We start from the raw sequence: 25,840 nt of genomic DNA, 5'->3' as shown, positions 1-25,840 counted from the left end.
GTCGCATGGACCCGACCCTCACCCTTTCGCGTAAGCACCGATCGCTGCGCTCTCGGACGCTCAAGCCCTCTCCCAATGGGAGAGGGTTTTTTCTTACCCCACGCGCGGCGACTTCAGCCGGCGCTTGTTCGAGTGGGTGGCCGGCGCGGTGCCCAGGGCCTCGGGCACCTCGCCCTTGAAGTAGTAGCGCTGCCACGCCTCCTTGGCCGCATCGGGATCGCCGCCGGCCAGACGCTGGTTGAAGTCGGTGCGGGCGCGGTTCCAGGCCTCGAACTGGCCCTTCATCACCGGGTTGGATTCCAGCGTCCGAATGATCGGCTGGAACTGCTCGACCTTCTTGTGCTCGATCAGATTGATGAAGCAGAAGGGCTCGCCCTTTTCGAAGGTGATCCGGCCCGGACGGGTGAAGATCCAGTTCATCGTGAAGGGGAAGGGCAGCCAGTCGGTCTCGATCAGGCCGACGAGAGGCTGAATCCCGTCCTTCACATGGTTGGGCGACCCAGAGCACATCATCCCCCAGCCCGGCGGCGTGCGGAACAGATACTGCGGATGCAGGGTCAGGACGCCGCGCGAGAAGTGCGAGGTGACGAAATGGTCCAGGTCGTGCTGGGGCCGGTCCGGCGTGATGACGATGTCTTCCTGACGCGGGCCGCCGTTCCACTCGGCCGAGAAGCCGAACGGGCACAGGATCTCCCACCCCGTGGTGTTGGCCATGTTCAGCGGCAAGCAGCGATAAGGGTGGCGGCTGATGAAGGCGTCCATCCAGTTGCGCGACTGGCGGCCGGGCACGAGGTCCGGCGGCCGCGCCGTCATCGGATAGCATTCCAGTTCCAGCGGGCGCGTCTGCACGGTATCGACCATGATCATTTCCTAACGCCCGAAACCCGACGGCTCAACCATGACTGACGAACCTGCCCCCACACCGGCGTTCGACCGCGAGACCTTGACCGTCTGGCTGACCGCGAACGGCGTGGATCACGTCACCCACGACCACCCGGCCGTCTTCCGCGTCGAGGAGGGGCTGGACGTCAAGGCCGACCTGCCCGGCGCCCACACCAAGAACCTGTTCCTGAAGGATCACAAAGGCCGTCTCTGGCTGATCTCGGCCCGCCAGGACACGGTCATCGACCTGAAATGCGCGGCCGCCGCCATGGGGTCGGGCCGGTTGTCGTTCGGGAACGCGCATCTGATGTGGGAAACCCTCGGCGTCCGCCCCGGCTCGGTCACGGCGCTAGGGCTGATCAATGACATTGACCGCCGCGTGACCCTCGTCCTGGACCGCCGTCTGTGGGACGCCGACATCGTCAACTTCCACCCCCTGACCAATACGGCGACCACAGCGCTGGAGCAGACGGCATTTCGGAGGGTGCTGGAGTTGATGGGGCGAGAGCCGGTGGTGCTGGATTTCGGGCGTTGGGGTGAGACGGGGCGAATAGGCGGCTCCCTCCTATTGGCTGATCCGCGCAGCGCGACGTGATTTCAGACCGAAGGCCCGGGTAAACCTGTCCGGTAAGGGCGTCTAAACCCTGCTTGCGATTGTCGCCAATCCCATGTGACGAATGGAGAGCGAAATGAGAACTTAATATGCGCCTATTCACCGTGCTCGCTGTCCTGATTGGACTAGTCTTCCCCAGCAGCGCATTGGCCCAGGGCATGGTCCACATCCCAGTTGCGGTGGTTTCAGGTCCACGCGAGGGTGAACAGGGCGTGCTGAGTTGGGCGCGGTTCGCCGAACATGTCGTACGCGCCTCCAGCGCTATTGTGATCGAGGCGCCGCTGACCGTGGGTCGGCGTACTATTCCGGCCGGCACGCCGCTGGCGCAGGTTAGCTCATCCGTGTTCCCAGTCGAGCGGGTCTGGTGTGATGTTCGCCCGATGGGACGTTGGAGTTCCGGTGACGCTGCGTGTTTCCAGGACAGTGACGGCGACGGGCAACTTGACCAGAGCCTCCGAGGCATAACGGCGCCCGGCTACTTCACCTTCGGAGTAACTGTGATCGGTGATGACCGTGATCTTGCTCACCAAGCTCCTTATCGCGAGGCTACCCCGGAGGAGCGTCCGACGACCCGCTTTAGCCTAGTGCTTTGCCGCACTTTTACAGGACAGCACGGCTTCGCCATCACGGTGCCCCTGAACGACGACGAATGGCTGGTGAACTCCGTCCCCTGCCCCATCGTGCCGGACCGCTCAGCTGGGAAACAGGTTATCCGGTTCCAGGGCCTCGTCCTCGAAATCAGTGAACCGCGTGACGGCGGCACGTGGACGGCAACCTCGACCATTCCTCAGGACGCCAATCTCGTCTTGTCCTTCCGGCGTCGCTAGTTGAGCCGCCCTTCTTTCGTCATTCCGGGCGCAGCGCAGCGGAGACCCAGAACCGAGCGGCGCCGTCAGGCGAAATCCATCCTCCGCACAATGCTGGACCAGCGAGTCCGCGACAGGTTGGCGCTTCTCGCGCGCCGCGGGGTTCCGGGTCTTCGGGCCAAAGCGGCCCTTCGCCGGAATGACGAAAGAGAAGGGCGAGAGGTGTGGCTTCACCTTCGCGTCTGGCCCATCCCATCCTAATTTTCTCGCTGAAGCGTCACCTTTTCAAGGGCCTGACCCTTTGATCCGCCCGCGAACCCGCCACGCCTCGAAACCATGCGACACTCCCCGCACGGTCTTTGAAAACTGAATCCCGGCCCCCGCGCCTCCCCGCGAAGAATGGACGAAAATAGACTCCATTTTTTTCGAGTGGATTCCGTCTATTTCGTCCCTCACGCCCGCTCCGTCGCGGCGCGACCAAATCGCCGCTTGATGCCGAGGCATCCCGACGCCATCTGGTCCGTTACGACCTTCGAGCCTGCACGGACTTAGCCATGACCCTGATCGACCCGACCCTCTCCCCCGGCCGCTCCGGCGACGACCTGATCAAGGAAGGCACCGACGCCTCCTTCATGACCGACGTGATCGAGGCGTCGAAGCATCAGCCCGTGATCGTGGACTTCTGGGCCACCTGGTGCGGGCCGTGCCGGACCCTGGGGCCGGCGCTGGAGAAGGGCGTGCGCGCCGCCAAGGGGGCGGTGAAGATGGTCAAGATCGATGTGGACGCCAATCCGGCCTATGCGGGCCAGCTGCGGGTGCAGTCGATCCCGACGGTCTACGCCTTCGTCGACGGACAGCCGGTCGATGGTTTCCAGGGCGCGATCCCCGACAGTCAGATCAAGGCCTTCATCGACAAGCTGACGGGCGGTCAGGGCGGCTCGACCGAGACGGCGCAACTGCTGGAACTGGGCGAGGAATCGCTGGGCCTGAACGACTTCGGCGGCGCGGCCCAGGCTTTCGCCCACGTCCTGTCGATAGAGCCCGAGAACGAAAAGGCCATCGCCGGCATGGCGCGGGTCTATCTGGGCGGCGGCGACCACGAACAGGCGCTGCAAACCATCGCCATGGCGCCGCAGGACTCCAAGGAGCCGACGGTCCAGAGCGTGCGCGCCCAATTGGCCCTGGCGGCGAAAGCCCCGTCAGGCGCTTCGTCCGAACTGGAAGCCAAGGTCGCGGCCGATCCGAACGATCACCAGGCCCGGTTCGATCTCGCGGAGGCCCAGAGCGCGGCCGGCGATTTCCAGGGCGCGGTCGACAATCTGCTGTCCATCATCAAGGCCGACCGCGAGTGGAACGAACAGGCGGCGCGCAAACAGCTGCTGGTCATCTTCGAAGCGGCGGGCGTCAGTTCCGACGTGGCCAAGGACGGGCGGCGCCGCCTGTCGTCGATCCTGTTTTCGTAGGCTCATTAGGCGGGCCTCAAGTAGCGCGAAGCGCGATAGGCCCAAGGAGAAATAATGCCCCAGGGTTATGTTCGCGCACTCGATCTGCCGCAGGTGATCCCGGTGTTCCCGCTGGGCGGGACCATCCTGCTGCCGCGCGGGCAATTGCCGCTGAACATCTTCGAGCCGCGCTATCTGAACATGGTGGACGACGCCATGGCCGGGGACCGGATCATCGGCCTTGTCCAGCCCAATGGCGGAACCCCTGCCCTGCCCAGCCTTTCGCCGATCGGCTGCGCGGGCCGGATCACCAGCTTCGCCGAGACCTCGGATGGCCGGTATCTGATCACCCTGACCGGGGTGTCTCGGTTCCGCATCGCCGCCGAGATGCCGTCCAAGGCGCCCTATCGCCAGATCCGCGCCGCCTTCGAGGCTTATGAATCCGATCTGGCGTCTCCGCCCGAAGAGCCGGATTTCGACCGCGAGGCCTTCCTGGACGCCCTGCGCGCCTATATGGCCCACCGCCTGCTGGACATCGACTGGGAGACGGCCGAGAGCGCGCCGATGGAGGCCCTGGTCAACAGCCTGTCGATGGCCCTGCCGTTCGAACCGGCCGAGAAACAGGCGCTGCTGGAGGCCATGGGCCTGATGCCCCGCGCCGAGGCCCTGACCGCCCTGCTCCGCATCGACGCCGCCGACGCCGGTGACGACGCCGCGCCGTCCATGCAATAAGCGGCCACGCTTTCAGGAAACCGCCATGAGTGACGCCTTCAACACCCCTGTTTCGGTCGATCCGCGCCTGCTCGAAGTGCTGGTCTGCCCGGTCACACGCGGCAAGCTGACCTATGACCGCGACGCCAACGAACTGATCTCGGCGAGCGCCAAACTGGCCTACCCGATCCGCGAGGGCGTGCCGATCATGCTGGCCGAGGAAGCGCGTCAGATCGACTGATCGGCCTCAAGCAGCGCGAAGCGCGATAGGCCAGTGAACAAGTCCTCAAGTAGCGCGAAGCGCGATAGGCCCAAGCATGACTCTCAAAATCGCCATCCAGATGGACCCGATCGAGGCCGTCGACATCGCCGGGGACACCACCTTCCTGATGGCCGAGACCGCCCAGGCGCGCGGGCACAAACAGTGGGTCTATGACTTCCGCACCCTGGCGCTGGAAGAAGGCCGCCTCTACTGCCGCGCCCGCGCCATCACCGTGCGGCGCGAGGTCGGAAACCACGTCGACTTCGGCGACTGGGTTCGACTGGACCTGGCCGAGGACGTGGACGTCATCCTGATGCGTCAGGATCCGCCGTTCGACATGGCCTATGTCACCGCCACCTATCTGCTGGAGACGGTCCATCCGAAGACCCTGGTGGTCAACGACCCGGCCCAGGTGCGTTCGGCGCCCGAGAAGCTTATGGTCACCGCCTTCCCCGGCCTGCAGCCGCCGACCCTGATCTCGGCCGACCCCGTCGCCCTGACCGCCTTCCACAAGAAGCACGGCGAGGTCGTGCTGAAGCCGCTGCACGGCAACGGCGGCTCGGGCGTGATCAAGCTGCGCGCCGACGATCCCAATCTGGACGCCCTGATCGAGATCCACGCCGGCGCCAGCCGCGACCCGCTGGTGATCCAGAAATTCATCCCCGCCGTGTCCAAGGGCGACAAGCGGATCATCCTGATCGACGGCGAGCCGGTTGGCGCCATCAACCGCGTGCCGGCTGCGGGCGCCGTGCGCTCCAACCTGCACGTCGGCGGCACCGCCATGCCGGTCGAACTGACGCCGCGCGACCTTGAAATCTGCAAGGCCATAGGTCCGACGCTGAAGGAACGCGGTCTGATCTTCGTCGGCATCGACGTGATCGGCGACTATCTGACCGAGATCAACGTCACCTCCCCTACCGGCGCCCAGCAGTTGAAGACCTTCACCGGCATCGACGCCACGGCCCTGATGTGGGACGCCATCGAAGCCCGCTGCGCCGCACAGGTTGCGTGACCGCCACTTGAATTAGATTTCAGTTCATGGTTCGTTCTCTCTTAGGAAGCGGGAGAACGTCATGGTCGCTCGGGTTGTCACGGTCGCCTTCGATGGGGTGGAGGCCCGGCGCGTGGACGTCGAGGTCCAGCTGGTCGGTCAGAACCGCGAGACGGTCTTCACCATCGTCGGCCTGCCGGACAAGGCGGTGGCCGAAAGCCGGGAGCGGGTGCGCGGGGCCTTTTCCGGCATCGGCCTGGCCCTGCCGGCGGCGCGGATCATCGCCAACCTGGCCCCCGCCGACCTGCCCAAGGAGGGCAGTCATTTCGACCTGCCCCTCGCCCTGGCCCTTATGGCGGCCATGGGGGTGATCGCGCCTGACGCACTGGACGGCTGGGCCGCCATCGGCGAATTGGGGCTGGACGGGCAGATCGCGCGGGTCGGCGGCGCCCTGCCGGCCGCTGTCGCCGCCGACGCCATGGGCCTGGGTTTGATCTGTCCCGAGGCGACGGGGCCGGAGGCGGCCTGGGCGGGCGGCGCGCGCATCCTGGCCCCGCGCTCGCTGATCGCCTTGGTCAATCATTTCAAGGGGACCCAGGTGCTGCGCGCGCCTGAGCCCGGTCCGCTGGCCAGCGGCAAGGCCGTGCCCGACCTGCGCGAGGTCAAGGGTCAGGAAAGCGCCAAGCGCGCGCTGGAGATCGCGGCGGCGGGCGGCCACAACCTGCTGTTCATCGGCCCACCGGGATCGGGCAAGTCGATGATGGCGCAACGCCTGCCGGGCCTCTTGCCGCCCCTGACCTCGCAGGAGCTGCTGGAGACCTCGATGGTCTGGTCTGTCGCGGGCCTGATCGAGCGCGGCGCCCTGACCCGTGATCGACCGTTCCGCAGCCCGCACCACTCGGCCTCGATGGCGGCGCTGACGGGAGGAGGCCATCGCGCCAAGCCGGGCGAGGCGTCCCTGGCCCACAACGGCGTGCTGTTCCTGGATGAACTGCCGGAATACAGCGCCCAGGCCCTGGATTCGCTGCGCGCGCCGCTAGAGACGGGCGAGATCGTGGTGGCCCGCGCCAACGCCCATGTCCGCTATCCGGCGCGGTTCCAGCTGGTGGCGGCGATGAACCCCTGTCGCTGCGGCATGGGCGGGGCCGGACGCGGGGCGTGCGGCAAGGCCCCGCGTTGTCAGCGCGACTACCAGAACCGGGTATCGGGTCCGATGTTCGACCGGATCGACCTGACGGTGGAGACGCCGCCCGTCACCGCCGCCGACATGGCCCTGCCGCCGCCCGCCGAGGGCACGGCCGAGGCACGGGCGCGCGTGGCCACCGCCCGCGCCATGCAGGAGGACCGGGTGCGCGAGGCAGGACTTGATTCGGCCCAGGGCCTGAACGCCCGCGCATCCGGCGACACGCTGGACCGGTTCGCAACCCCGGACGAGGCGGGTCGGATGCTGTTGATGCGAGCGGGCGAGGCCGGGGGCCTGACGGCGCGCGGCTGGACCCGCACCCTGCGCCTGGCCCGCACCATCGCCGATCTGGACGGCTGCACCGGCGTGCTGCGCCGCCACATCGCCGAGGCCCTGATCTATCGCCGCAACACCGTCGGGGCCGAGGCCGATTTCGACCGGCGCGTGGCGGCGCGCGATACGGCCTTCGGGATGCGCGAGGACGACGCAGAGCAGGCGCCCTTCCTTCATTCGTAACGGCTGCGGGATGGAGGGATCCTTAACCCGCCGCCGTTAGGGTCGGCGCGAACGGGGAAGCGACCATGGCGCGACGCACGGCGACGAAGCGGATCGAGGACGAGGCGGTTCAGGCTGCCGATCCCGCCCAGCAGTTCCTGAGGCTGATGAGCCACGAGATGCGCACGCCGCTGAACGGCGTGATCGGCATGATCAACCTGCTGCAGCGGACCCGGCTGGACGGCGCCCAGCGCGCCTATGCCGAGAACGCCCGCCAATCGGCCGAACACCTGTTGGGTCTGGTCAACGACCTGTTGGACTTCGCGCGGCTGGAGGCCGGAGCGCTGGAGTTCGACCTGGCGCCGGTCGATCTGGAAGGGCTGGTACGCGGCGTCGCCGAACTGCTCAGTCCGCGAGCGCACGACAAGGGGCTGGAGATCGTCTGGTCGGTCGCCGCCGACGCGCCCGATGTGCTGGCTGATGAAGGCCGTCTGCGTCAGGTGCTGTTCAACCTCGCCGGCAATGCCGTGAAGTTCACCGAGACTGGCGGCGTGCGGATCACGGTCGAGCGCGCCGGCGGCAGCGCGGGCCGCCCGCGCCTGGCCTTCCTGGTCGACGACACGGGGCCGGGCGTCGCGCCCGAGGCCCGTTCGCGTATCTTCGAGGAGTTCGGTCACGCCGATTCCTCCGACGCCGTGCGGCATGACGGCGCCGGCCTGGGGCTGGCCGTCGTGCGGAAACTGGCCGCCGCCATGGAGGGCTCGGTGCGGGTCGAGGACCGGCCCGACGGCGCTACATCCGGCAGGGGCGCCCGCTTCCGCTTCGAGGCCGCCTTCGCCGCCGTCGCCGTGGCGCGGGACAAGCCGCTGCGGAACCATTCGGTCGCCGTGCGCTCGCCCGACCCGTTCGTCCTGTCCGCCGCCAGCGCCCAGATCCAGGCCTCAGGCGGTGCAGTGTCGGACACGGCGCCTGTCACGCTCGTCGATCATGCGGGCGTCGCCGCCGGCGCCCTGGCCGCCCTGCCCGCCGCCGGCCGCGGCATCGTCCTGCTGAAACCATCCGAGCGCGATCTGATCGCGCGCTATCGGTCCGCCGGCTTTCACGGCTATCTGATCAAGCCCCTGCGTCGCGCCTCCCTGGCCGAAAGGGTGCTGGCGGCGGTCGGCGCCGAGGCCGGCGACCGAAGCGCCGCCCCTGCTGCGGCCCATATTGAAGACGACCGCGTCTCGCCCGTTCAGTTCGCCGGCATCCGCGTGCTGTTGGCCGAAGACAATCCCGTGGGCGCGCTTCTGGCCCGGACCCTGCTGCGCCGCGAGGGCTGCACCGTCGAGACCGCCGCCACCGGCGAGGAAGCCGTCGCGGCCCTGAAGCGCGCGCGCTACGACGTGGTCTTCATGGACATGCGGATGCCCGGCATGGACGGCCCCGCCGCCGCCCGCGCCATCCGCGCCGGGGGCGATACGACGCCCATCCTGGCCCTGACCGCCAACGCCTTCGCCGAGGACCGCCGCGCCTGTCTGGAGGCCGGCATGGACGACCATATCGTCAAGCCGTTGGACGCCGACGGCCTGCGCGCCGCCCTGGCCCGCTGGACGAAGCGCGACATCCGCGCCAAGGTCGGCTGAGTTACAGGCGCCCGCGTTTCCGGCCGCCGCGCCGGAGCCGTGCATGACCGACCAAGCCACCCCCGCAGAGACCACCCCCAAAAAGGCGGCCGGAGCAACTGATGTCCTGAAGGCGCTGGGGCGCGGACGCGTGCTCATCACCCTGCTGATCGGGCTGGGCTCTGGCCTACCCTTCATGCTGGTTGGCAATACCCTCGGCATGTGGCTGCGCGAGGGCGGGACGGAGTTGGCGGCGATCGGCTTCATCTCCTGGGTAGGCCTGGCGTATTCGCTGAAATTCCTGTGGGCGCCGGTGATCGATAGAGTCGATGTGCCATTGCTGGGCCGGCTGGGACGGCGTCGGGGCTGGCTGTTGTTGTCCCAGGTCGCCGTCGGTCTTTCGTTGATCGCCATGGCCCTGATCGGACCAGAAGGCGGCTTGACCCTTTTGGGCGCGGCGGCCTTGGCGACAGCCTTCTCGGCCGCGACACAGGATATTGTCGCCGATGCTTGGCGGATCGAGAGCGCCGAGAGCGACGAGGATCAGGGTCTGCTGACCTCAGCGTTCCAGCTCGGTTATCGCGCGGCGATACTGGCGGGCAACGCGCTGATCCTCTTCGTCGCCTCCGGTATCGGCTGGAATGGCGCCTACGGCCTGTATGGCGCGGCGATGGGGATCGCCGTTATTGCAACCTTGTTCGCAAAAGAGCCGGTGGATCGTCGGACTTTGGAACAGGTAACGGGACAGGTGTCGCTGCTTTCACCGCGTGGCCTTTTCGACGCCATCGTCGGCCCGTTCATCACTTTCCTGAAAACTCATGGCGGGGCGGCGATCCTGATGCTGGCGGCGATCAGCCTTTACCGCCTGCCGGACTTTGTCATGGGGCCGATGATTGGCCCCTTCTACACCGACCTGGGGTTGGCCAAGGAAACCGTCGGGGCCATGCGCCTGAGCGTCGGGCTTGTCGCGTCGTTGCTCGGCATCGCTGCAGGGGGCCTGTTCTCAGTACGGTTTGGCTTCGGCAAAACCCTGCTGCTGGGCGCCCTGATCGGACCGATGTCGAACCTTGGCTATACGGTCATGGCGGTCGTCGGCCTATCGACCCCGGTCTTCGGCGGCGTCCTGTTCGTGGAAAACTTCTCCGAAGGTTTCGCCGGCGCGGCCCTTGTCGCCTACATGGCCAGCCTGACCAGCATCGGCTACACGGCGACGCAATATGCCCTGTTAAGCTCGTTCTACGCCCTGCTCGGCAAATTCCTGAAGGGTTTGTCGGGCGTCGCCGTTGAAGGGCTGGAGCAAGGACGCCCTCTCATGGAAGCCTACGCTCTGTTCTTCGCCGCGACGGCTGCGGTCGGTGTGCCTGCAGTCTTGCTGTGCTGGGTCCTTTTGCGCCGACAGCGACCGCAGGCGGAGACTTCGGCGACGCCATAGCCGTCATCGTCGCCGCGACCGAGGGTCAGCCGTCCTGACGCCTCAGCGCTTGAGGAAGCCGCCGATCATGTCGCCCAAACCGCCCGGCAGCTTGCCCAGCAGGTCGTCGGCGCCGTCGATCTGACCGCCGGGGGTCAGGCGGTCGATGGCCTCTGGCAGCAGGCCCGCCAAGGTCTCGCCGGCCTGCTGGGGCGAGACGCCCATCTTGGCGGCGATGTCGGCGATGGGGCCGGAGCCGATGACGGCGGCGATCTGTTCGGGCGAAATGTTGGCGTTCGGACCCGTGCCGACCCAGGAGCCGACCACGTCGCCCAGGCCCGCCTGACCGAACTTCTCCGCCAGTCCGCCGACGCCGCCCTGACCCTTGAGCAGGTCGCCCAGTCCGCCTGCGGCGTCGTCGCCCAGACCCTTCACCACATTGTCCAGAAAGCCCATCGTCCATCTCCTGCCTGATGGCGCACCATAACACCGTCGTGCGACGGATACGAGAAAGGCCCGCCGGCAGTCCGGCGGGCCTTTCCAGCATCGACTTTCGCCGAAGCCTTAGTTCTTGGCGTCGTTGGCGCCGGTGGTGACGGCCGAACCGGCAGCCGAGACATCGCGGCCGGCGCCGGCGATGGTGTTGCAGGCCGACACGGCCAGGGCGGCGGCGACGATGGTCAGAGTGATGATCTTGCGCATGGTGTGAACCCCTTGTTGGTATGGTCAAGCTCCGTCCAAACGCCGATCCTGGCCTTGGGTTGCATGGCGATGGGCGAGATGCGTCCTGAGGCGTTGTTCAAGTCCCTTCAGGAGATGAGAACGTGAGAAACCCCACGACAAGACTGTTCTCTGTGATGGTCGCCGCCGTCCTGTCAGGCTGCGCGACGCCTTCCCGTGCTGAAGGCGAAGGGTCGAGCCAGGCGACGAATGACGACGACTGCGCCGTGATCGCGGCGGTGGCGCGCGAGCATTATCAGTTCGGTCCCGGCAACGTCGCGCCGCCGTTGAAGCTGGATGAGGACACCGACTGGAAGCCGGACTGCGACTGGAGCCGCTATGGCGTCAGCTTCCCTGAAATTTACGGCGCCGCAGCTGACCGGCCTCAGGACGTGGGCCGTCCGCGCATCCAGTGGGTCGAGTTCAAGCGCCCGCGCTATGACGGTCAGGGCGCACTGATAGAGGCCGGCATCGTGCAGGGTCCGCGGGCCGGCATCGGCATGGTGTGCCGGTTGCGCGCGGGCGTCGCCGGCTGGACCGTGTCGGAGTGCCGCAACACCTGGATCTCCTGAACCGCTTGCGTCAGTCGGCGGCCGCCCCGAAGGTGCCACCCTGTTTTACGAGGGGTTGTCCATGCGTCGTCTTCTGATCTCGTCCGCCGCCATGATGGCGGTGCTGTCCGCCGCGCCCACCATGGCCCAAACGCCGGCGACTGTCGGGACGGGGACACCGGCGGCCGAAGCGCAAAGTGAGGACGCGCGGCTGAACGCCTTCTTCGAACAGGCTTTCCAGGCGCGGATCGCGCTCAGCCCGCAGCAGATGACCTCGCTGGGGATCAAGACCGATTACGATAAGCTGGACGATGTGTCAGATGCCGCCGCCGATCGGGCTTTAGTCCTGCAGGAGGCCCAGCTGGCGCAGATGAAGGCTGGGTTCGACCCGCAGAAGCTGGGTCCGCAGGCGCGTGTGTCGTGGCGGATGTTCGAATATGGCGTCGATCAGGCGCGGCTGTCGAACCAATGGCGCGACTGGGGCTTCCAGTTCGCGGCCAACGGCAATCCGACCACCAGCCTGCCCGTCTTCCTGATCAACAACCACCGTGTTTCCAGCGTCGCCGATGCGGAGGCCTATGTCGGCCGTCTGCGCGCCGCCGAGGTGCAGATGGATCAGGTGGCCGACGAACTGCGTCAGCGCGCGGCGGCGGGCGTCGTCTCGCCCCGCTTCGTCTTCGCCCCGTCCATCGCCAATACCCGCAACGTCATCACCGGCGCCCCCTTCGACGATGGCGCGGACAATCCGGTCTGGGTCGACTTCAACAAGAAGGTCGCGGCGCTGGAGACCGACCCGGCGACCAAGGACCGGTTGCTTTCCGAAGGCCGGGCCGCCCTGACCGGCCCATATAAGGCCGGGTTCGAGACCGTGCTGACGGCCCTGGCCGAGGTGCAGCCCAAGGCCGACAGCGACGCGGGCGTATGGCGCCTGCCGCAGGGCGAGGCCTATTATAACGCCCGGCTCCAGCTCTCGACCACCACCGACCTGACCGCCGACCAGATCCACCAGATCGGTTTGGACGAGGTCGCCCGCATCCAGGCCGAGATGGAAGTCATCAAGGCCCAGGTCGGGTTCACCGGCACGCTGCAGGAGTTCTTCGCCTTCCTGAAGACCGATCCGCGCTTCCAGTATCCGAACACGGCCGGAGGCAAGGAACAGTATCTGACCGACGCGCGCGGTTTCATCGCCCAGGTGATGGCGGCGGCCCCGCAGTGGTTCTCGACCCTGCCCAAGGCGGCCTTGGAAGTGCGGGCGGTGGAGCCGTTCCGCGAGGCGACGGCCTCGATCGCCTTCTACAACTCGCCGGCGCCGGACGGGTCGCGGCCGGGCATCTATTACGTCAACCTGTCGGACATGACCCAGGTGCTGAAGCCCCAGATCGAGGGCATCAGCTATCACGAAGGCGCGCCGGGCCACCATTTCCAGATCGCCTATGCGCAGGAGATCGAAGGCCTGCCGCGTTTCCGCCGGTTCGGCGGTTACGGCGCCTATGCCGAGGGCTGGGGCCTGTATGCTGAGCAACTGGGCAAGGAGATGGGCTTCTATCAGGATCCCTATTCCGACTTCGGTCGGCTCTCGACCGAGCTGTGGCGCGCGGTTCGTCTGGTGACCGACACGGGCCTGCACGCCAAGCGCTGGAGCCGCGAACAGGCGATGGGCTATTTCCGCCAGAACTCCCTGCTGTCCGAGCGCGACATCGAAAAGGAAGTCGAGCGCTACATCACCAACCCCGGCCAGGCGACCAGCTACAAGATCGGCGAGCTGAAGATCGAGGAACTGCGCGACCGGGCCAAGGCGGCGCTGGGCGACAGGTTCGACATCAAGGACTTCCACGCCGTGGTCCTGGGTTCCGGCTCGGTGCCGCTGGACGTGCTGGAAGACCAGGTGGACGGCTGGATCGCGGCGGGCGGCGGGGCGCCGACGGCATGATCGAGGACTATCATCTGACGGCGGAGACCCCGTCGATAGACGACTATCTGCGGCTGAGGATCAACGCCGGGCTGAGCCCGAAGGCTCAGGCGAACGCGGTCGCGGGCCTGCCCAACACCTGGTTCGCCGTCGTGGTGCGCCGGGACGGTCGGGCCGTCGGTATGGGCCGGATCATTGGCGACGGCGGTCTGTTCTTCCAGATCGTCGATATGGCCATCGAGCCTGCGCATCAGGGGCGCGGTATGGGGAAGGCGATCATGACGGCCCTCATGGACCGGCTGCGCAGCGATGCGCAGGGCGCCTACGTCAGCCTGATCGCGGACGGAGAGGCAAACCGGCTGTATGCGCAATACGGCTTCGAGCCGACCACGCCGAAATCCATCGGCATGGCGCAGGTGATCCGCTGACGCGCATTTCCTGCGGGTTTGTTGTATGAGCCGCCGCCATGCCCTTCACCGCAACCGTCCTGACCATGTTTCCCGAGGCCTTTCCCGGCCCGCTCGGCGTGTCTCTGATCGGCACGGCGTGGCGCGAGAAGGGCTTGTGGAGCCTGGAAACGGTTGACATTCGCGCCTTTTCCACAGATACGCGCGGCTTCCTGGACGACACCCCTGCGGGTGGCGGTCCGGGAGCTGTGCTTAAGGCGGACGTGGTGGCTCGGGCGGTGGATAGCCTTCCGGGACCAAAGCGGCCGCTTTTGTACATGAGCGCCAGGGGTCGGCCCCTGACCCAGGCGCGCGTCAAGGAATGGGCCAAGGCCGACGGCATCGTCGTGCTTTGCGGTCGTTTCGAGGGGGTGGATCAGCGGGTGCTCGACGCACGCGGGTTCGAGGAGGTCTCGGTCGGAGACGCGGTTCTCGCCGGCGGCGAGGCGGCGGCGATGGTCGCGATCGAGGCGTGCGTAAGACTGATCCCCGGTGTGCTTGGCGCGGCAGACAGCCTGTCGTCCGAAAGCTTCGAGGATGGACTTCTGGAACACCCGCAGTACACGCGACCGCGGACGTTCGAGGGACTTGAGATACCCGAGGTTCTGGTGTCGGGCGACCACAAGAAGGTCGCGCAATGGCGCGAGGCGCAGCGGGAAGAGACCACGCGGGAGCGGCGACCAGACCTCTGGGAAGCGCATCTCGCCAAATCACAGCTAAAGGGCGCGAAGCCCGAGGAGAAATGACATGAACATCGTTCAACAGCTGAACGCCGAAGAAAAAGCCCGCGTCCTGGGCGAACGCAAGATCCCGGTCTTCCAACCCGGCGACACCCTGCGCGTCAACGTGAAGATCAAGGAAGGCGAGCGCGAGCGCGTCCAGGCCTTCGAAGGCGTCTGCATCGCCCGTGACGGCGGCGGCATCAGCGAAACCTTCACGGTCCGCAAAATCTCGTTCGGCGAAGGCGTCGAACGTAAATTCCCCATTCTGTCGCCGAACATCGAGTCGATCGAAGTGAAGCGCCGCGGCGTCGTGCGTCGCGCCAAGCTCTATTACCTGCGCGATCGTCGCGGCAAGTCGGCCCGTATCGCCGAGCGCCAGACGGTCCGTCCGGTCAAGGGCGCCGTGGTTCCGGAAACCGGTTCAGCCGCCAAGAGCGACGAAGCTTAATCCACTTTTATGCGCTAACGCGCTTCGCGCTGCTTGAGCGCGGATCGTGCTGAAATGACGAAAGCCCCGGCGGGAACGCCGGGGCCTTTTTCTATTCCGCCGTCAGCGGCTATTGCGGATAGAGTGGATTGGCCGCGTCGCGCTGGCCCTCCAGGCTGTGTTTCAGCGCTTCCATCTGCTCATGCTCGGTCTTCACCGCGGCATAGGCCCGCCGGATCGTCTCTCGGGTGGTGGCGGAAATACCGGTGTCCTCCAGCGCCTTTTCGTATTTGCCGGCGATGAAGCCTTCGCCGCTGTTGATCGAGCCGACGACGGAATCGTCGTTGCGAAGCAGGGCGTGTTTCACGTCCAGGAAGGCGCGGTGCGCCTTGGCCAGGATCGAACCGTGCGGCTCGGGATCGCCGCCCAGGCCGCGCACGGCGTCGGACAAGTCGTCCGACACCTGCTGGCGTTCGGCGCCACGGCGCTCGAACAGGGTGCGGTAATGGGGATCCTGCGTCTGGTCTGCGGCCTCGCGATAGCCGTCCGCGCTATCCAGCGTCGTTTCGATCAGGCCGTTCAGAACCTTGATGTCGTGGGCGTTGGGGTTGGTCATCTCGTCTATCCTTCCGCTGTTGCGGTCGAACGGCGAAATGGCCGGGCGCGGCGAAGGTTGCCGCCCTGCGACATCAAAGTTTGGTGCGAAGGGACCACAGCTCGGGGAAGCAGCGCTTGGTCAGGGTCGAGGCCAGATAGGCCGCCCCCTCCGTGCCGCCCGTGCCGCGACGCCGGCCGATGATGCGCTCTACCGTGACCACATGCTTGTGGCGCCAGGTCAGCAGGGCGTCGTCCAGATCGACCAGCTTCTCGGCCAGTTGATACAGGACCCACCAACGCTCGGTGTCGCGATAGACCTCCAGCCAGGCCGCCTCGACGGCCTCCGAAGGCTCGTAAGGCTGGGTCACGTCGCGGTTCAGCACCTCGGCGGGCACCGGCAGACCGGCCTTGGCCATCTGGGCCAGGGCGTCGTCGTACAGGCTGGGGGCGGCGATGGCGGCCTGGAGCGCGGCTAACGCCTCGGGGCGATCCTCGTGGAACTTCAGGAAGCTGGCGTCTTTCAGGCCCAGCATGGCCTCGAACCGGCGGAACTGGTCGCTTTGGAAGCCAGAGGACGATCCCAGGGAGCCCCGGAACCGCAGATAGTCGGCCGGCGTCATGGTCGACAGGATGTCCCAGCTATGGGTCATCACCGCCTGGATGCGCGAGACCCGCGCCAGGCTCTTGTAGGCGGGCACCAGATCGCCGGCGCGCACCAGGCGCTGGGCCAGGGCCGTCTCGTGCAGGATCTGCTTGAGCCACAGTTCCTTGGTCTGGTGGATGACGACGAACAGCATTTCGTCGTGCTGGTCCGACAGCGGATGCTGGGTCGAGAGCAGGTCGTCCAACGCCAGATAGCCGGCGTAGGTGATGTCGCTGGATTGGGTCATGCCCGCCTATCGCCCGCGATGGCGAGCGGCGCAAGCTTAGTGCTGGCCCTTAATGCTGACCTTGGGCCGAGGCGTTGGCGGCGATCTGACGGCCCGCGTCGAAAGCGTCGCGCGCGCCTTTGTAGATGAAGCCGTAGGTCGGATAGACTGTCGTGCCCAGGTCGTTGATCGGATTGTACCAGACCTTGACCTGCGACCAGTCGTTGGAGGGCGAGACGTCGACGACGGTGACGTTCTCCTCGACCTTGCCGCGGCTGCCGCCCCAGTTGGCGTGGGTCACGCGGACCACGCGATCGGTCAGGATGTCGGAGACGACGGCGACGTGGCCCCGGCTCATGCGGCCCTCGGGACGGAAGACCAGAACCGAGCCGGTTTCCGGCGCCTTGCCGGTGCGGAAGCCGGCGGAGGCCTGACGCCACCAGGTCCAGGCGTCGCCGAAGATATTGATGCCCGAGAACATGCGCGCGAAGGTCACGCACTGCCAATACGGCTCGTCAGCCTTTGCGCTGGTGGGAACGGCGCCCAACGCAAAAAAACCGAGGGTCGCCGCAACTGCGGCGGCTTTGAGCCGTTTCGTCATGCTTAGGGGTATCCCGACCCGCCGTTGGGACGCCATTTAGGCCATGGGTTCACGCTCGGTAGCAAGTTGTTTCGGCGTAGCGCTGGACTTCAGACTGTTTGCCGAAATCTTATCGCCCCGCTTGCTCATGCCGCGCAAAGCCTTGCGGGCCGGGTGTTCCACCAGATGATACGAGACGGCGGCCACGACCGGCAATAGGGCCAAAATCGCCAACCACACGAAAATTTGAAGCTGCTTGTCGGGGGCGTCGAACAGCTTGGCAGCCAGGCCGACGGCCAGAAGCTTCCACGGCACGCAGACCATATAGACCGAATAGCTGATCTCGCCGAGGTAGACGGCGGGCTTGGACGCCAGCCATCCGGCGCGCTCATTGGGCAGCGACGCCAGCGACAGGATCAGGGCGCCGGCCAGCAGGACCGTGACCCCGTCCCATAGGCCGAGCGCCGCGCTGAGGACCATCAGACCGAACGAGACGGCGGCGCACAGCCAAGGCGCCTTCAACGGCGCGCGGCGGTAGGCGAGGTAGAGGGCGCACCCCAAGGCGAAGCACGGCACGATCCGCAGCGCGCCCCAACGAATGGTCGCCTCGGTCAGGGAAAAGCCGGCCCACTGTTCGAACACGAAATAGAGGATGGCCAGGAAGGCCGCTGCGCCGACGACGGCTGCGATCGGACGATGCCGCGCGCGCCAGAAGACGAAGGCGAACAGAGGGAAGCAGAGATAGGCGAACCACTCCGCCGAAATCGACCAGGACGGATGGTTCCAGCCCGCCACCGGCGCGAGGCCCCAGGCGTGGACCATGAAGATATTGGCGGGCAGCGACGCCCAACTGAGCACATTGGCGTCCACGCTTATGCCCGCGAACAGGGCGGCGGCGGCCAGCAGCCCGACCCCGATCAGGGTCGCGACATGCAGCGGATAGACCCGCGCGATCCGCGCCCACAGGAAGCTTTTGTACGAGAACGACTTTTCGCCCGCCGCCTGCAGATAGACGTGGCTGAGGATGAAGCCGGATAGGACGAAGAACAGCTCGACCCCCAGATAGCCCTTGCCCACCAGGCCGGACTGGCCCGCCCCGGCCAGGTTTTCCCAGAAGCTATAGACCGCCACCCACATTGCGGCGCCGAAACGCAGGGCGGTGATGGGGCGAAGATCGGCCGGAGTCTTGGCGTGAGTCTGGGCTTGAGTCTGAATGGGGGTCATGGTCTCACCTTGGCACGTCAGCCTTTTCGAACCGTGAACGCCCGCAAAAGTTGTGCCTTTGCGTCTAGCCGGCCCACACGCCGTGGAAGCCGGCTGGCAGGGCTACGTCCGCCTGCCAGGTCGCCACGGGACCATCCTCGATCCGCGCCACGTCGAAGACATGCAGTTCGGTACGGCCATCCTTCAGATTGACCGACGGCCCGACCAGCCAGGCGTCGCGTTCCGCCGTCGCGCCGGGCTTGGGCACGAAGACCGCCTCCTCGACCACCTGATGCACCCCGAACTCGAAAGCGTTCGAGCGTCCGCTGTCCCAATCGTGCACGGCCAAGCCCGTTGGCAGAGGACGCCCGCGCGTCTCGCCCGCCGTATGTGCCGTCAGACTGCGTTTCAGCCCCGCCCGGCGCGGATCGGCTTTCGGGAACTCGCCCACCACGTCGCTATAGGTCATGTCGGCCCGACCATCGGGCCGCAGGGTGATCAGGGCCAGTTTCGCCGGATCGCCCGGCACGACCCCGTGCCCATCCACCAGAACCCGCGCGCCATCGACCGCAAAGCGCGGATCGCCGCTGGCGGCGACGTCGAAACGGATCGTGCCGTCCCGCTCGACCCAGGCGTCGCCCAGGTGGAAGTGGAAGAAGCCAGGCAGGTCATAGAGGCGGCGCTCGGACAGATCGTCCTTGTCCAGCACCAGAACTTGCGTCCCCATTTCCGGTCGCCAGGCCAGGCCCGAGATCACCGGCATGGCGTGGGTCTCGAACACCCAGGGCTGGAGCACCAGGATCACGTGCCGGTCGGTGGCGGTGAAGTCGTGCATATAGCTGGCGCGCGGCAGGGCCACGATCTGGGCGTCGTTCAGGCTGCGGTCGGGATTCAGGCGCCAGATGACGGCGCGGTTTCCGGCCGAACCGACGTTCCAGATCGAACCATCGGGGGCGTATCGCGGATGGGCCTGGAACGGCATGCCCTTCAGGTCGTCGCGCAGGGTGACGAAACCCGTGGTCGACAGGTCCGAGACCGACATGGCCAGGGGCGATCCCGCCTCCCACAGCGCCCAGACCTGATCGCCGGCGACCATGACGGCCGTGTTGGCGGCGTTGGCGTCGTCGTTGGAGCCGATGCGGGCGCGCGCATCGCCCTTGGTTCCGAAGCCAGGGGTCACGACCGCGCCCAGTTCGGTCTCGGTGCGGCGCTTGGGCGTATCGGCGAACCGCGCCTCCAGCGTGGCCTGGCCGTCCTGAATGCGGAAGGCGCGCATCATGCCGTCGCCGTCGAACCAGTGGGTCGCCGAACCGCCTGGCCGCCGGAACCTGGCCGGGCCGTTGCGATAAAGGGCGCCTTGCAGGCCCGCCGGCGCGCGGCCGTGGATCAGGCGCATGGTCCGGCGCGCGATATCGCCTTCGATATCCCGGGTCGCCAACGCCCAGTCGGCTTTCGTCGCGGCGACGGCGTCCAGAGCGGCGGCGGCGCGGACCATCTCGGGCGTGGCGACGGCGGCGGAAAGCGCGGCGGCGCCCATCAGGAAGGAACGGCGGGAGGGGGTCATGTCAGGCTCCGGCTCGGTCGCTTACTTCAGGTCGATCGACTGGACGGCGACGCCGGCCGCAGCAAACTTGGCGCGGTCCCACGACGCCGGCCCCATGTTGCCGACCGCATTGTTGGAAAAGGCGTAGGGTTCGGTCGGCATGCCGAAGGGGTTGGTGTTCATCTTGCCGTCGCCGTTCAGGTCATGAAAGGCGCGCACCGCATAGTCGCCGTCGGGCAGCCCCTCGAACGTCGCGCTCTTCTGACCGCCCGCCGCATCGACCATGGCGTAACGCACCGGCTGGCCCTCGCCGCCGTAGTTTGCCTCGCTGCCGAACACGGCGACCATGATCTGGCCCTGGGGCGTAGCGGTCGGAAAGTCGATGGTCAGGTCGGCGGCGAAGGCCGGAGCCGAAACGACGGCGGCGGCGACAAGAGCGAGAACGGGGATGATGGCGGCGAAGGTCTTCATGACGGTGCGTCCTGTTGCAGGGAGGGGCCGACGACCGGCCCTTGATGACCAGACACTGCCGCCGCCTCCTGCCCGCCGCCACCTCACTTGCGGCGACGCACGGCCGCCATTCGCCAACGACCACCCCCGTTCATTGGCGAAGCGCGAACGAACGCCCTACTTCATCGCCGCCAGCGCATGGTCCGCGATCAAGGTATCGGCCAGCCCGTGCGGATTGCGGACGTCGAAGTTCTCGGTCGTCACCACCACGACCGCATCTAGGTCCGGGATGATCGCGACCTTGTTGCCGCCGGTGCCCGACATGGTCCAGGCAGGATGCGGCGCGCCGGCGACCTGATAGGTCGGCAGCCAGATCAGATAGCCGTAGTCGCCCTTCTGCGGATCGACGCTGGCGTGTGGGGCCGTCATGGCGCGGATCCAGGCCTCGGGCAGCACCTGGCGTCCGTCCCAGCGGCCGTGGTTCAGCAGCAATTGACCGAGGGTGAGCAGATCACGGCTGCGCAACCCCAGTCCGCCCCCGCCCTGGGCCAAGCCCATCGGCGACATCTGCCAGCGCTCGCCCTCGATCCCCAACGGACCAAACAGGGCCTCGCGTGCGAAATCCTTTAGAGGCTCGCCCGTCGCCTTCTGGACGACGGCGCCGAGAGTGGTCACGCCCGCCGTGCAATAGCTGAAGGCTCGGCCGTAGGGCTGATCCGCCGGCTTTGGGATCCAGTCGGGAAAGCCGCGCACCGGCAGGTCCAGGGCGAACTTCACCCAGTCCTCGATCAGATACATCCGCTCCTCATTGCCGCGCGAGAACGAATTGTCATCGTCGCATTCCAGCAGCGAGCTCATGGTCAGCAGGTCCTCGACCGTGATCGCCGCCTTGCGCGGGTCGGGATTGTAGAACGGGCCGTGGTCCGCGACGAAGGGCAGGACCGGGGCATCGACACTCGCGATGTCGCCGCGTGCGACGGCGGCGCCCACCAACATGGCGGTGACGGTCTTGGTGACCGAGCGCGTGTTACGGCGGCTCTCACGGCCTGCCTCGTCGAAATAGACCTCGTGCACCAGTCTGCCGTGGCGGGCGATCAGGACGCTGGTGATCTTGTGGAAGGTCCCGGCGCGAACGGCCGCGTCCATGGCCGCCAGACCCTCGGCCGAAACGCCTTGGGTTTCGGGTGCGGCGACCGGCCAGTTCGGCTCGGCCATCACCGGTGCGGAGACGAGCGCGAGCCCGAGGGTCGCGAGAAGCAGATGACGCATGACGGTCCTGGATTGGGGAAGTAACGGCCGGACATCCCACACGGCGGGCCGTCCGTCTTGAACAGACGCAACCGATCAGGCGAACAGGGCGCGGTAGCGGGCAGGCGTCAAGCCGTAGAGGGCGCCGAACTCGCGCGTCATATGACTCTGGTCGGCATAACCCGCGCCCAGAGCCAGTTCGGCCAAATCCCGGCCGCGCGCGATCTGTCCTGCCGCCCGGTCCGCCCGCGCGCGACGGATGGCGGCGGCGGTTGAACAGCCGAAATGACGACGATAGCGGCGGGCCAGGGAGACGGGATGAACCCCGACCAGACGGGCGATGGTCGCCACCTCCAGTCCCGGCTGGTCAGCCAGATCGTGCAGGACATCATGGGCGCGCAACAGCCATTGCGGCGCCGGGTCCTCGTCCAGCTCTCCTGGCGACAGGACCGCCGCCGCCATGTCCAGAGTCAGCCCCTCCATCATGACCGCGTCCCCCGCCGCGAACCGCCCGGCCACCCCGACCAGTCGACGCGCCGCGCCTTCGGCCAGGGCGCTACGCAACCGCATCGGGTCGCCGCGCCCGGCGCGCTTGGGCGGATCGAAACTGATCGACAGGAAGCGACCGCCGGCGACATCGAAACAGTCCCGGTGCTCGACACCTGGCGGATTCCACACCAGGGCGCCGGGGCCGAAGGCGGCGTTCTTGGGCGTCAGGGGATCATGGGCCAGGCTGCGGTAGCCGCCGTCCAGAGCAAGGACGAAATGGGCGTCGTCATGGGCGTGAAGCTCGACGCCCTCCGGCGGCCGGCTGGCGACCCACAGGCCGACGCGGAAACCGCCGGCCTCGACCGTCCGCGAGGCGGTGCCGAAGAAATCGCCCGACGGCAGATGGGGCTTGCTCATGAATGACGATCCCCGCGCGGCGCCCCGCGCGCGATACTGAACATCATGCGCGGGATTCGGCAAAAGAAAAGGCCCGAAACCTGGGTTCCGGGCCTTTGTCTCTTGGTGCTCGCGACGCGGACTAGTCCAGCGTGCGCTTGATCTCTTCGACCGTGAAGCACTCGATGTAGTCGCCTTCCTTGATGTCCTGGAAGCCCTGGAACTGCATGCCGCACTCCTGGCCCGCCGTGACTTCGTTGACCTCGTCCTTGAAGCGTTTGAGCGTGTTGAGCACGCCCAGCTCCAGAACCACCACGTCGTCGCGGACGATACGGACGCGGGCGCCCTTGCGGACCACGCCTTCCGACACACGGCAACCGGCGATCTTGCCGATCTTGGAGATATCGAAGACCTGCAGGACGGCGGCGTTGCCCAGGAAGGTTTCCCGTTGCAGCGGCGCCAGCATGCCGGACAGCACGCCCTTAATGTCGTCCAGCAGGTCGTAGATGATCGAATAGTAGCGGATCTCGACGCCCTCGCGGTCGGCCAGATCGCGCGCCTGTTTCGAGGCACGGACGTTGAAGCCGAGGATCGGTGCGCCGGCCGACTTGGCCAGGTTGACGTCGCTCTCGGTGATGCCGCCGGCGCCGGAATAGACCGTGCGGGCGCGCACTTCGTCGGTGCTCATCTTGTCCAGCGAACCCACGATGGCTTCGGCCGAGCCCTGAACGTCCGCCTTGATGACGACCGGCAGTTCCGAGACCTTCTTGGACTGGAGGCGGGACATCATGTCGACCAGCGACACGGAACCGCCCGAGACCTGGGCCTTCTCGCGCTTCACCCGCTGACGGTATTCGGTCAGCTCGCGGGCGCGGGCTTCGGATTCCACCACGGCGAAGACGTCGCCCGGAGACGGGGCCTCGTCCAGGCCGAGGATCTCGACGGGGACGGAGGGACCGGCGTCGGTCAGTTGCTCGTTGCGCTCGTTCAGCAGGGCGCGAACCTTGCCCCACGAGCCGCCGGCGACGACGATGTCGCCGCGCTTCAGCGTGCCGCGCTTGACCAGGACGGTGCCGACGGGGCCGCGTCCCTTGTCCAGCTTGGCCTCGATGACCACGCCCTCGGCCGAACGATCGGCGCTGGCGCGCAGGTCCATCAGCTCGGCCTGGATCAGGATGGCATCCAGCAGTCCGTTGAGGTTCATCCGCTCCTTGGCCGACACCTCGATGATCTGGGCGTCGCCGCCCAGGCTTTCGGCGATGACTTCGTACTGCAGCAGCTCGTTGACGACTTTCTGAGAAGTCGCGCCCGGCTTGTCCATCTTGTTCACAGCGACGATCAGGGGGGCGTTGGCCGCCTTGGCGTGCTGGATGGCTTCGATCGTCTGGGGCATGACGCCGTCGTCGGCGGCCACGACCAGGACCACGATGTCCGTGACGTTAGCGCCGCGCGCACGCATGGCCGAGAAGGCGGCGTGGCCCGGGGTGTCCAGGAAGGTGACCTTCTGGCCGTCTTCCAGACGTACCTGATAGGCGCCGATGTGCTGGGTGATGCCGCCGGCTTCGCCGCCGGCGACGTCGGTGGTGCGCAGGGCGTCCAGCAGCGAGGTCTTGCCGTGGTCGACGTGGCCCATGATGGCCACGACGGGCGCCCGGACATCGGCCGCTTCTGCGTCGTCCGCATCGCCCAGGAAGCCGAACTCGATGTCGGATTCCGAGACGCGCTTGACGGCCATGCCGAACTCTTCGGCCACCAGTTCGGCGGTGTCGGAATCGATCACGTCGTTGATCTTCATCATCAGGCCCTGCTTCATCAGGAACTTGATGATGTCGACGCCGCGCACGGCCATCCGGTTGGACAGCTCCTGAACGGTGATGACGTCGGGGATGACCACTTCGCGCGGACGGTTCGGCGCGTCGGTCGAGCCGCCTTTACGCTTTTCCTTCTCGCGTTCGCGGGCGCGGCGGACCGAGGCCAGCGAGCGCATGCGCTCGGCGGCGTCGCCGTCGCCGACCACGGACTGGATGGTCATGCGGCCTTCGCGGCGCTTCGGCTCGCCGCGCGTGCGGCTGACCGCCTTGCCAGCGTCGGAGAAGCGCTTTTCACGATCGTCATCGCGACCGACCGGACGTCCGAAGCCGGCGCCGGGCGCACGGGCCGGACGCAGAACATTGGCCTCGGCCGGGGGGGCGTTCGGGGTCGGACGGCCGCCAGGGCCGGTGCGCGCGCCGCCGGGACGGGCGGCGCCGGGGGCCGGACGCGGGTTCAGGGCAGAATAGCGGACGGGCTCAGCCGGCTTGGCGCCTTGCGGACGCTGACCGCCAGGACCGGGACGGGCGCCCTGCGGACGATCACCTTGCGGGCGGTCGGTCTGCGGACGGTCCGAATAGGCGCGATCTCCACCACCCATCGCCTGCTCACGGGCCGAACGGCCGCCGAAGGCGGGACGCTCGGGCGCGGCGCGTTGGGGATTGCCGGGCTTGGGCACGCGCTGGCCGAAGTTGACGACCGGACGAGCCGGAGCCGCCGGACGGGCCGGGGCGGCAGGCGCTGCCGCGACGGGGGCGGCCGGAGCCGGCGTCGGCGCAACGGGCGCAGGCGCCGGGGCGGCGGCGGCGGGAGCCGCCGGCTTGGGCGCAGGCTTGGCCGGTTGAGGCGCGGCGGCGGTCAGCTTGGCGGCCTCGGCGCGAGCGGCTTCGGCAGCGGCTTGGGCGGCGGCGGCTTCGTCGCGAGCGGCCTGGGCGGCGCGTTCGGTGGCGGCGGCCTGGTCGCGAGCGGCGGCGTCCGCTGCAGCCTTGGCGGCGGCGGCGGCGTCAGCCTTGGCGGCGTTGGCCTGGGTCGCCAGAGCGATTGCGCGACGGCGTGCTTCCTGCTCCTCGGGCGACAGGGCGCCGCCGGCGGGTTGCGACGGACGCTGACCTTGCGGACGTGGCGCCTGAGAGGCCTGCTGCGGACGTGCGACATCGAAGCCCTGCGGACGTTGCGGTCCGCCGGCGCCTGCACGGCGCTTGGTCTCGACCACCACCGTCTTGGATCGGCCATGGCTGAAGCTCTGCTTCACGGTCCCGGTCGGGACCGATCCCACAACGCGCGGCTTCAGGCTCAGCGGAGCACGCGGCCCCGTCTGGGACGGCGTGCCGCCCGCGTTGCCCTGGCCTTCGTTGGTCTTGTCGTTTTCGTCGCTCATCCGGTCGCTTTACTCGGGGCGGAAAGGCCCGCCGTCCTCATCTAATACCCATGAACGACCGTGAGCCCGTCTCCGCCCTTGGAGACAGGCCCTCGGCCGCCAA

Annotated in this window: 26 protein-coding genes; 14 read left to right on the top strand and 12 right to left on the bottom strand. The window is 67.3% G+C overall.

The window, feature by feature from the left end; translation table 11 throughout:
* Positions 1–93: 93 nt before the first annotated feature.
* Positions 94–861: a DUF6065 family protein gene (locus AC3ISA_RS07480; RefSeq protein ID WP_489179967.1), complete on the bottom strand. Its 768-nt coding sequence runs from the start codon at positions 859–861 to the stop codon at positions 94–96.
* Positions 862–898: 37 nt separating this feature from the next.
* Between AC3ISA_RS07480 and AC3ISA_RS07475 the strand changes: the two genes are divergently transcribed.
* The 9 genes from AC3ISA_RS07475 (at position 899) to AC3ISA_RS07435 (ending at position 10,421) form a co-directional block, all read left to right on the top strand.
* Complete coding sequence (locus AC3ISA_RS07475; protein ID WP_489179966.1) at positions 899–1,477, top strand: prolyl-tRNA synthetase associated domain-containing protein; 579 nt, start codon at positions 899–901, stop codon at positions 1,475–1,477.
* Between the two features lie 107 nt (positions 1,478–1,584).
* On the top strand, positions 1,585–2,322 hold the full coding sequence (locus AC3ISA_RS07470; RefSeq protein ID WP_489179965.1) for a hypothetical protein: 738 nt from the start codon (positions 1,585–1,587) through the stop codon (positions 2,320–2,322).
* Between the two features lie 533 nt (positions 2,323–2,855).
* On the top strand, positions 2,856–3,764 hold the full coding sequence (locus AC3ISA_RS07465; protein ID WP_489179964.1) for a tetratricopeptide repeat protein: 909 nt from the start codon (positions 2,856–2,858) through the stop codon (positions 3,762–3,764).
* A gap of 54 nt (positions 3,765–3,818) precedes the next feature.
* Positions 3,819–4,475, top strand: coding sequence for an LON peptidase substrate-binding domain-containing protein (locus AC3ISA_RS07460; RefSeq protein ID WP_159847730.1), 657 nt, complete (start codon positions 3,819–3,821; stop codon positions 4,473–4,475).
* A gap of 25 nt (positions 4,476–4,500) precedes the next feature.
* Positions 4,501–4,695: a Trm112 family protein gene (locus AC3ISA_RS07455; RefSeq protein WP_489179963.1), complete on the top strand. Its 195-nt coding sequence runs from the start codon at positions 4,501–4,503 to the stop codon at positions 4,693–4,695.
* Positions 4,696–4,771: 76 nt separating this feature from the next.
* The gene (gene gshB, locus AC3ISA_RS07450; RefSeq protein ID WP_489179962.1) at positions 4,772–5,728 is read left to right on the top strand and encodes a glutathione synthase; all 957 of its coding nucleotides are present in this window, start codon (positions 4,772–4,774) and stop codon (positions 5,726–5,728) included.
* Positions 5,729–5,789: 61 nt separating this feature from the next.
* On the top strand, positions 5,790–7,406 hold the full coding sequence (locus tag AC3ISA_RS07445) for a YifB family Mg chelatase-like AAA ATPase (protein ID WP_489179961.1): 1,617 nt from the start codon (positions 5,790–5,792) through the stop codon (positions 7,404–7,406).
* Positions 7,407–7,471: 65 nt separating this feature from the next.
* Positions 7,472–9,010, top strand: coding sequence for a response regulator (locus tag AC3ISA_RS07440; RefSeq protein WP_489179960.1), 1,539 nt, complete (start codon positions 7,472–7,474; stop codon positions 9,008–9,010).
* A gap of 130 nt (positions 9,011–9,140) precedes the next feature.
* On the top strand, positions 9,141–10,421 hold the full coding sequence (locus AC3ISA_RS07435) for an AmpG family muropeptide MFS transporter (protein ID WP_489179959.1): 1,281 nt from the start codon (positions 9,141–9,143) through the stop codon (positions 10,419–10,421).
* 42 nt (positions 10,422–10,463) lie between these two features.
* On the opposite strand, the gene AC3ISA_RS07430 is transcribed toward AC3ISA_RS07435, so the two are convergent.
* Together AC3ISA_RS07430 and AC3ISA_RS07425 are read right to left on the bottom strand one after the other, a co-directional pair.
* Positions 10,464–10,856: a YidB family protein gene (locus AC3ISA_RS07430; protein WP_489179958.1), complete on the bottom strand. Its 393-nt coding sequence runs from the start codon at positions 10,854–10,856 to the stop codon at positions 10,464–10,466.
* A gap of 108 nt (positions 10,857–10,964) precedes the next feature.
* A complete protein-coding gene (locus AC3ISA_RS07425) occupies positions 10,965–11,102 on the bottom strand; it encodes an entericidin A/B family lipoprotein (RefSeq protein WP_055754663.1) in 138 nt (45 codons plus the stop codon).
* A 122-nt stretch (positions 11,103–11,224) separates the two neighbouring features.
* Between AC3ISA_RS07425 and AC3ISA_RS07420 the strand changes: the two genes are divergently transcribed.
* The 5 genes from AC3ISA_RS07420 to rplS all read left to right on the top strand — a co-directional run bounded on the left by AC3ISA_RS07420 (position 11,225) and on the right by rplS (position 15,196).
* A complete protein-coding gene (locus AC3ISA_RS07420) occupies positions 11,225–11,692 on the top strand; it encodes a hypothetical protein (protein ID WP_489179957.1) in 468 nt (155 codons plus the stop codon).
* Positions 11,693–11,753: 61 nt separating this feature from the next.
* The gene (locus tag AC3ISA_RS07415) at positions 11,754–13,601 is read left to right on the top strand and encodes a DUF885 domain-containing protein (protein ID WP_489179956.1); all 1,848 of its coding nucleotides are present in this window, start codon (positions 11,754–11,756) and stop codon (positions 13,599–13,601) included.
* Positions 13,598–14,008, top strand: a complete 411-nt coding sequence (locus tag AC3ISA_RS07410; protein WP_372693611.1) for a GNAT family N-acetyltransferase — start codon at positions 13,598–13,600, stop codon at positions 14,006–14,008. The genes AC3ISA_RS07415 and AC3ISA_RS07410 overlap by 4 nt, the downstream gene beginning before the upstream one ends.
* A 38-nt stretch (positions 14,009–14,046) precedes the next feature.
* Positions 14,047–14,772, top strand: a complete 726-nt coding sequence (gene trmD / locus AC3ISA_RS07405) for a tRNA (guanosine(37)-N1)-methyltransferase TrmD (protein WP_489179955.1) — start codon at positions 14,047–14,049, stop codon at positions 14,770–14,772.
* Position 14,773: 1 nt separating this feature from the next.
* A complete protein-coding gene (gene rplS, locus AC3ISA_RS07400; protein ID WP_489179954.1) occupies positions 14,774–15,196 on the top strand; it encodes a 50S ribosomal protein L19 in 423 nt (140 codons plus the stop codon).
* 109 nt (positions 15,197–15,305) lie between these two features.
* On the opposite strand, the gene AC3ISA_RS07395 is transcribed toward rplS, so the two are convergent.
* The 9 genes from AC3ISA_RS07395 to infB all read right to left on the bottom strand — a co-directional run bounded on the left by AC3ISA_RS07395 (position 15,306) and on the right by infB (position 25,737).
* A complete protein-coding gene (locus AC3ISA_RS07395) occupies positions 15,306–15,791 on the bottom strand; it encodes a PA2169 family four-helix-bundle protein (protein ID WP_489179953.1) in 486 nt (161 codons plus the stop codon).
* A gap of 73 nt (positions 15,792–15,864) precedes the next feature.
* Positions 15,865–16,662 carry a tryptophan 2,3-dioxygenase gene (locus AC3ISA_RS07390; RefSeq protein WP_135194388.1) on the bottom strand — a complete coding sequence of 266 codons (798 nt, stop codon included), beginning with the start codon at positions 16,660–16,662 and terminating at the stop codon, positions 15,865–15,867.
* A gap of 49 nt (positions 16,663–16,711) precedes the next feature.
* Entirely contained in the window at positions 16,712–17,242 is a 531-nt protein-coding gene (locus tag AC3ISA_RS07385) for a CHAP domain-containing protein (protein WP_372693607.1), read from the bottom strand.
* A gap of 36 nt (positions 17,243–17,278) precedes the next feature.
* The gene (locus AC3ISA_RS07380) at positions 17,279–18,445 is read right to left on the bottom strand and encodes an acyltransferase family protein (protein ID WP_489179952.1); all 1,167 of its coding nucleotides are present in this window, start codon (positions 18,443–18,445) and stop codon (positions 17,279–17,281) included.
* Between the two features lie 64 nt (positions 18,446–18,509).
* Positions 18,510–19,988, bottom strand: a complete 1,479-nt coding sequence (locus AC3ISA_RS07375; RefSeq protein ID WP_489179951.1) for a carotenoid oxygenase family protein — start codon at positions 19,986–19,988, stop codon at positions 18,510–18,512.
* A 21-nt stretch (positions 19,989–20,009) separates the two neighbouring features.
* The gene (locus AC3ISA_RS07370) at positions 20,010–20,438 is read right to left on the bottom strand and encodes a DUF2141 domain-containing protein (protein ID WP_489179950.1); all 429 of its coding nucleotides are present in this window, start codon (positions 20,436–20,438) and stop codon (positions 20,010–20,012) included.
* Between the two features lie 156 nt (positions 20,439–20,594).
* Entirely contained in the window at positions 20,595–21,686 is a 1,092-nt protein-coding gene (locus AC3ISA_RS07365) for a serine hydrolase domain-containing protein (RefSeq protein ID WP_489179949.1), read from the bottom strand.
* Positions 21,687–21,761: 75 nt separating this feature from the next.
* The gene (locus AC3ISA_RS07360) at positions 21,762–22,571 is read right to left on the bottom strand and encodes a helix-turn-helix domain-containing protein (protein ID WP_489179948.1); all 810 of its coding nucleotides are present in this window, start codon (positions 22,569–22,571) and stop codon (positions 21,762–21,764) included.
* Positions 22,572–22,692: 121 nt separating this feature from the next.
* Entirely contained in the window at positions 22,693–25,737 is a 3,045-nt protein-coding gene (gene infB, locus AC3ISA_RS07355) for a translation initiation factor IF-2 (protein WP_489179947.1), read from the bottom strand.
* Between the last annotated feature and the right edge of the window lie 103 nt (positions 25,738–25,840).

The sequence above is a fragment of the Brevundimonas sp. KH_058 genome, from assembly GCF_057838505.1.
This window is presented reverse-complemented; position numbering and strand designations above follow the sequence as displayed.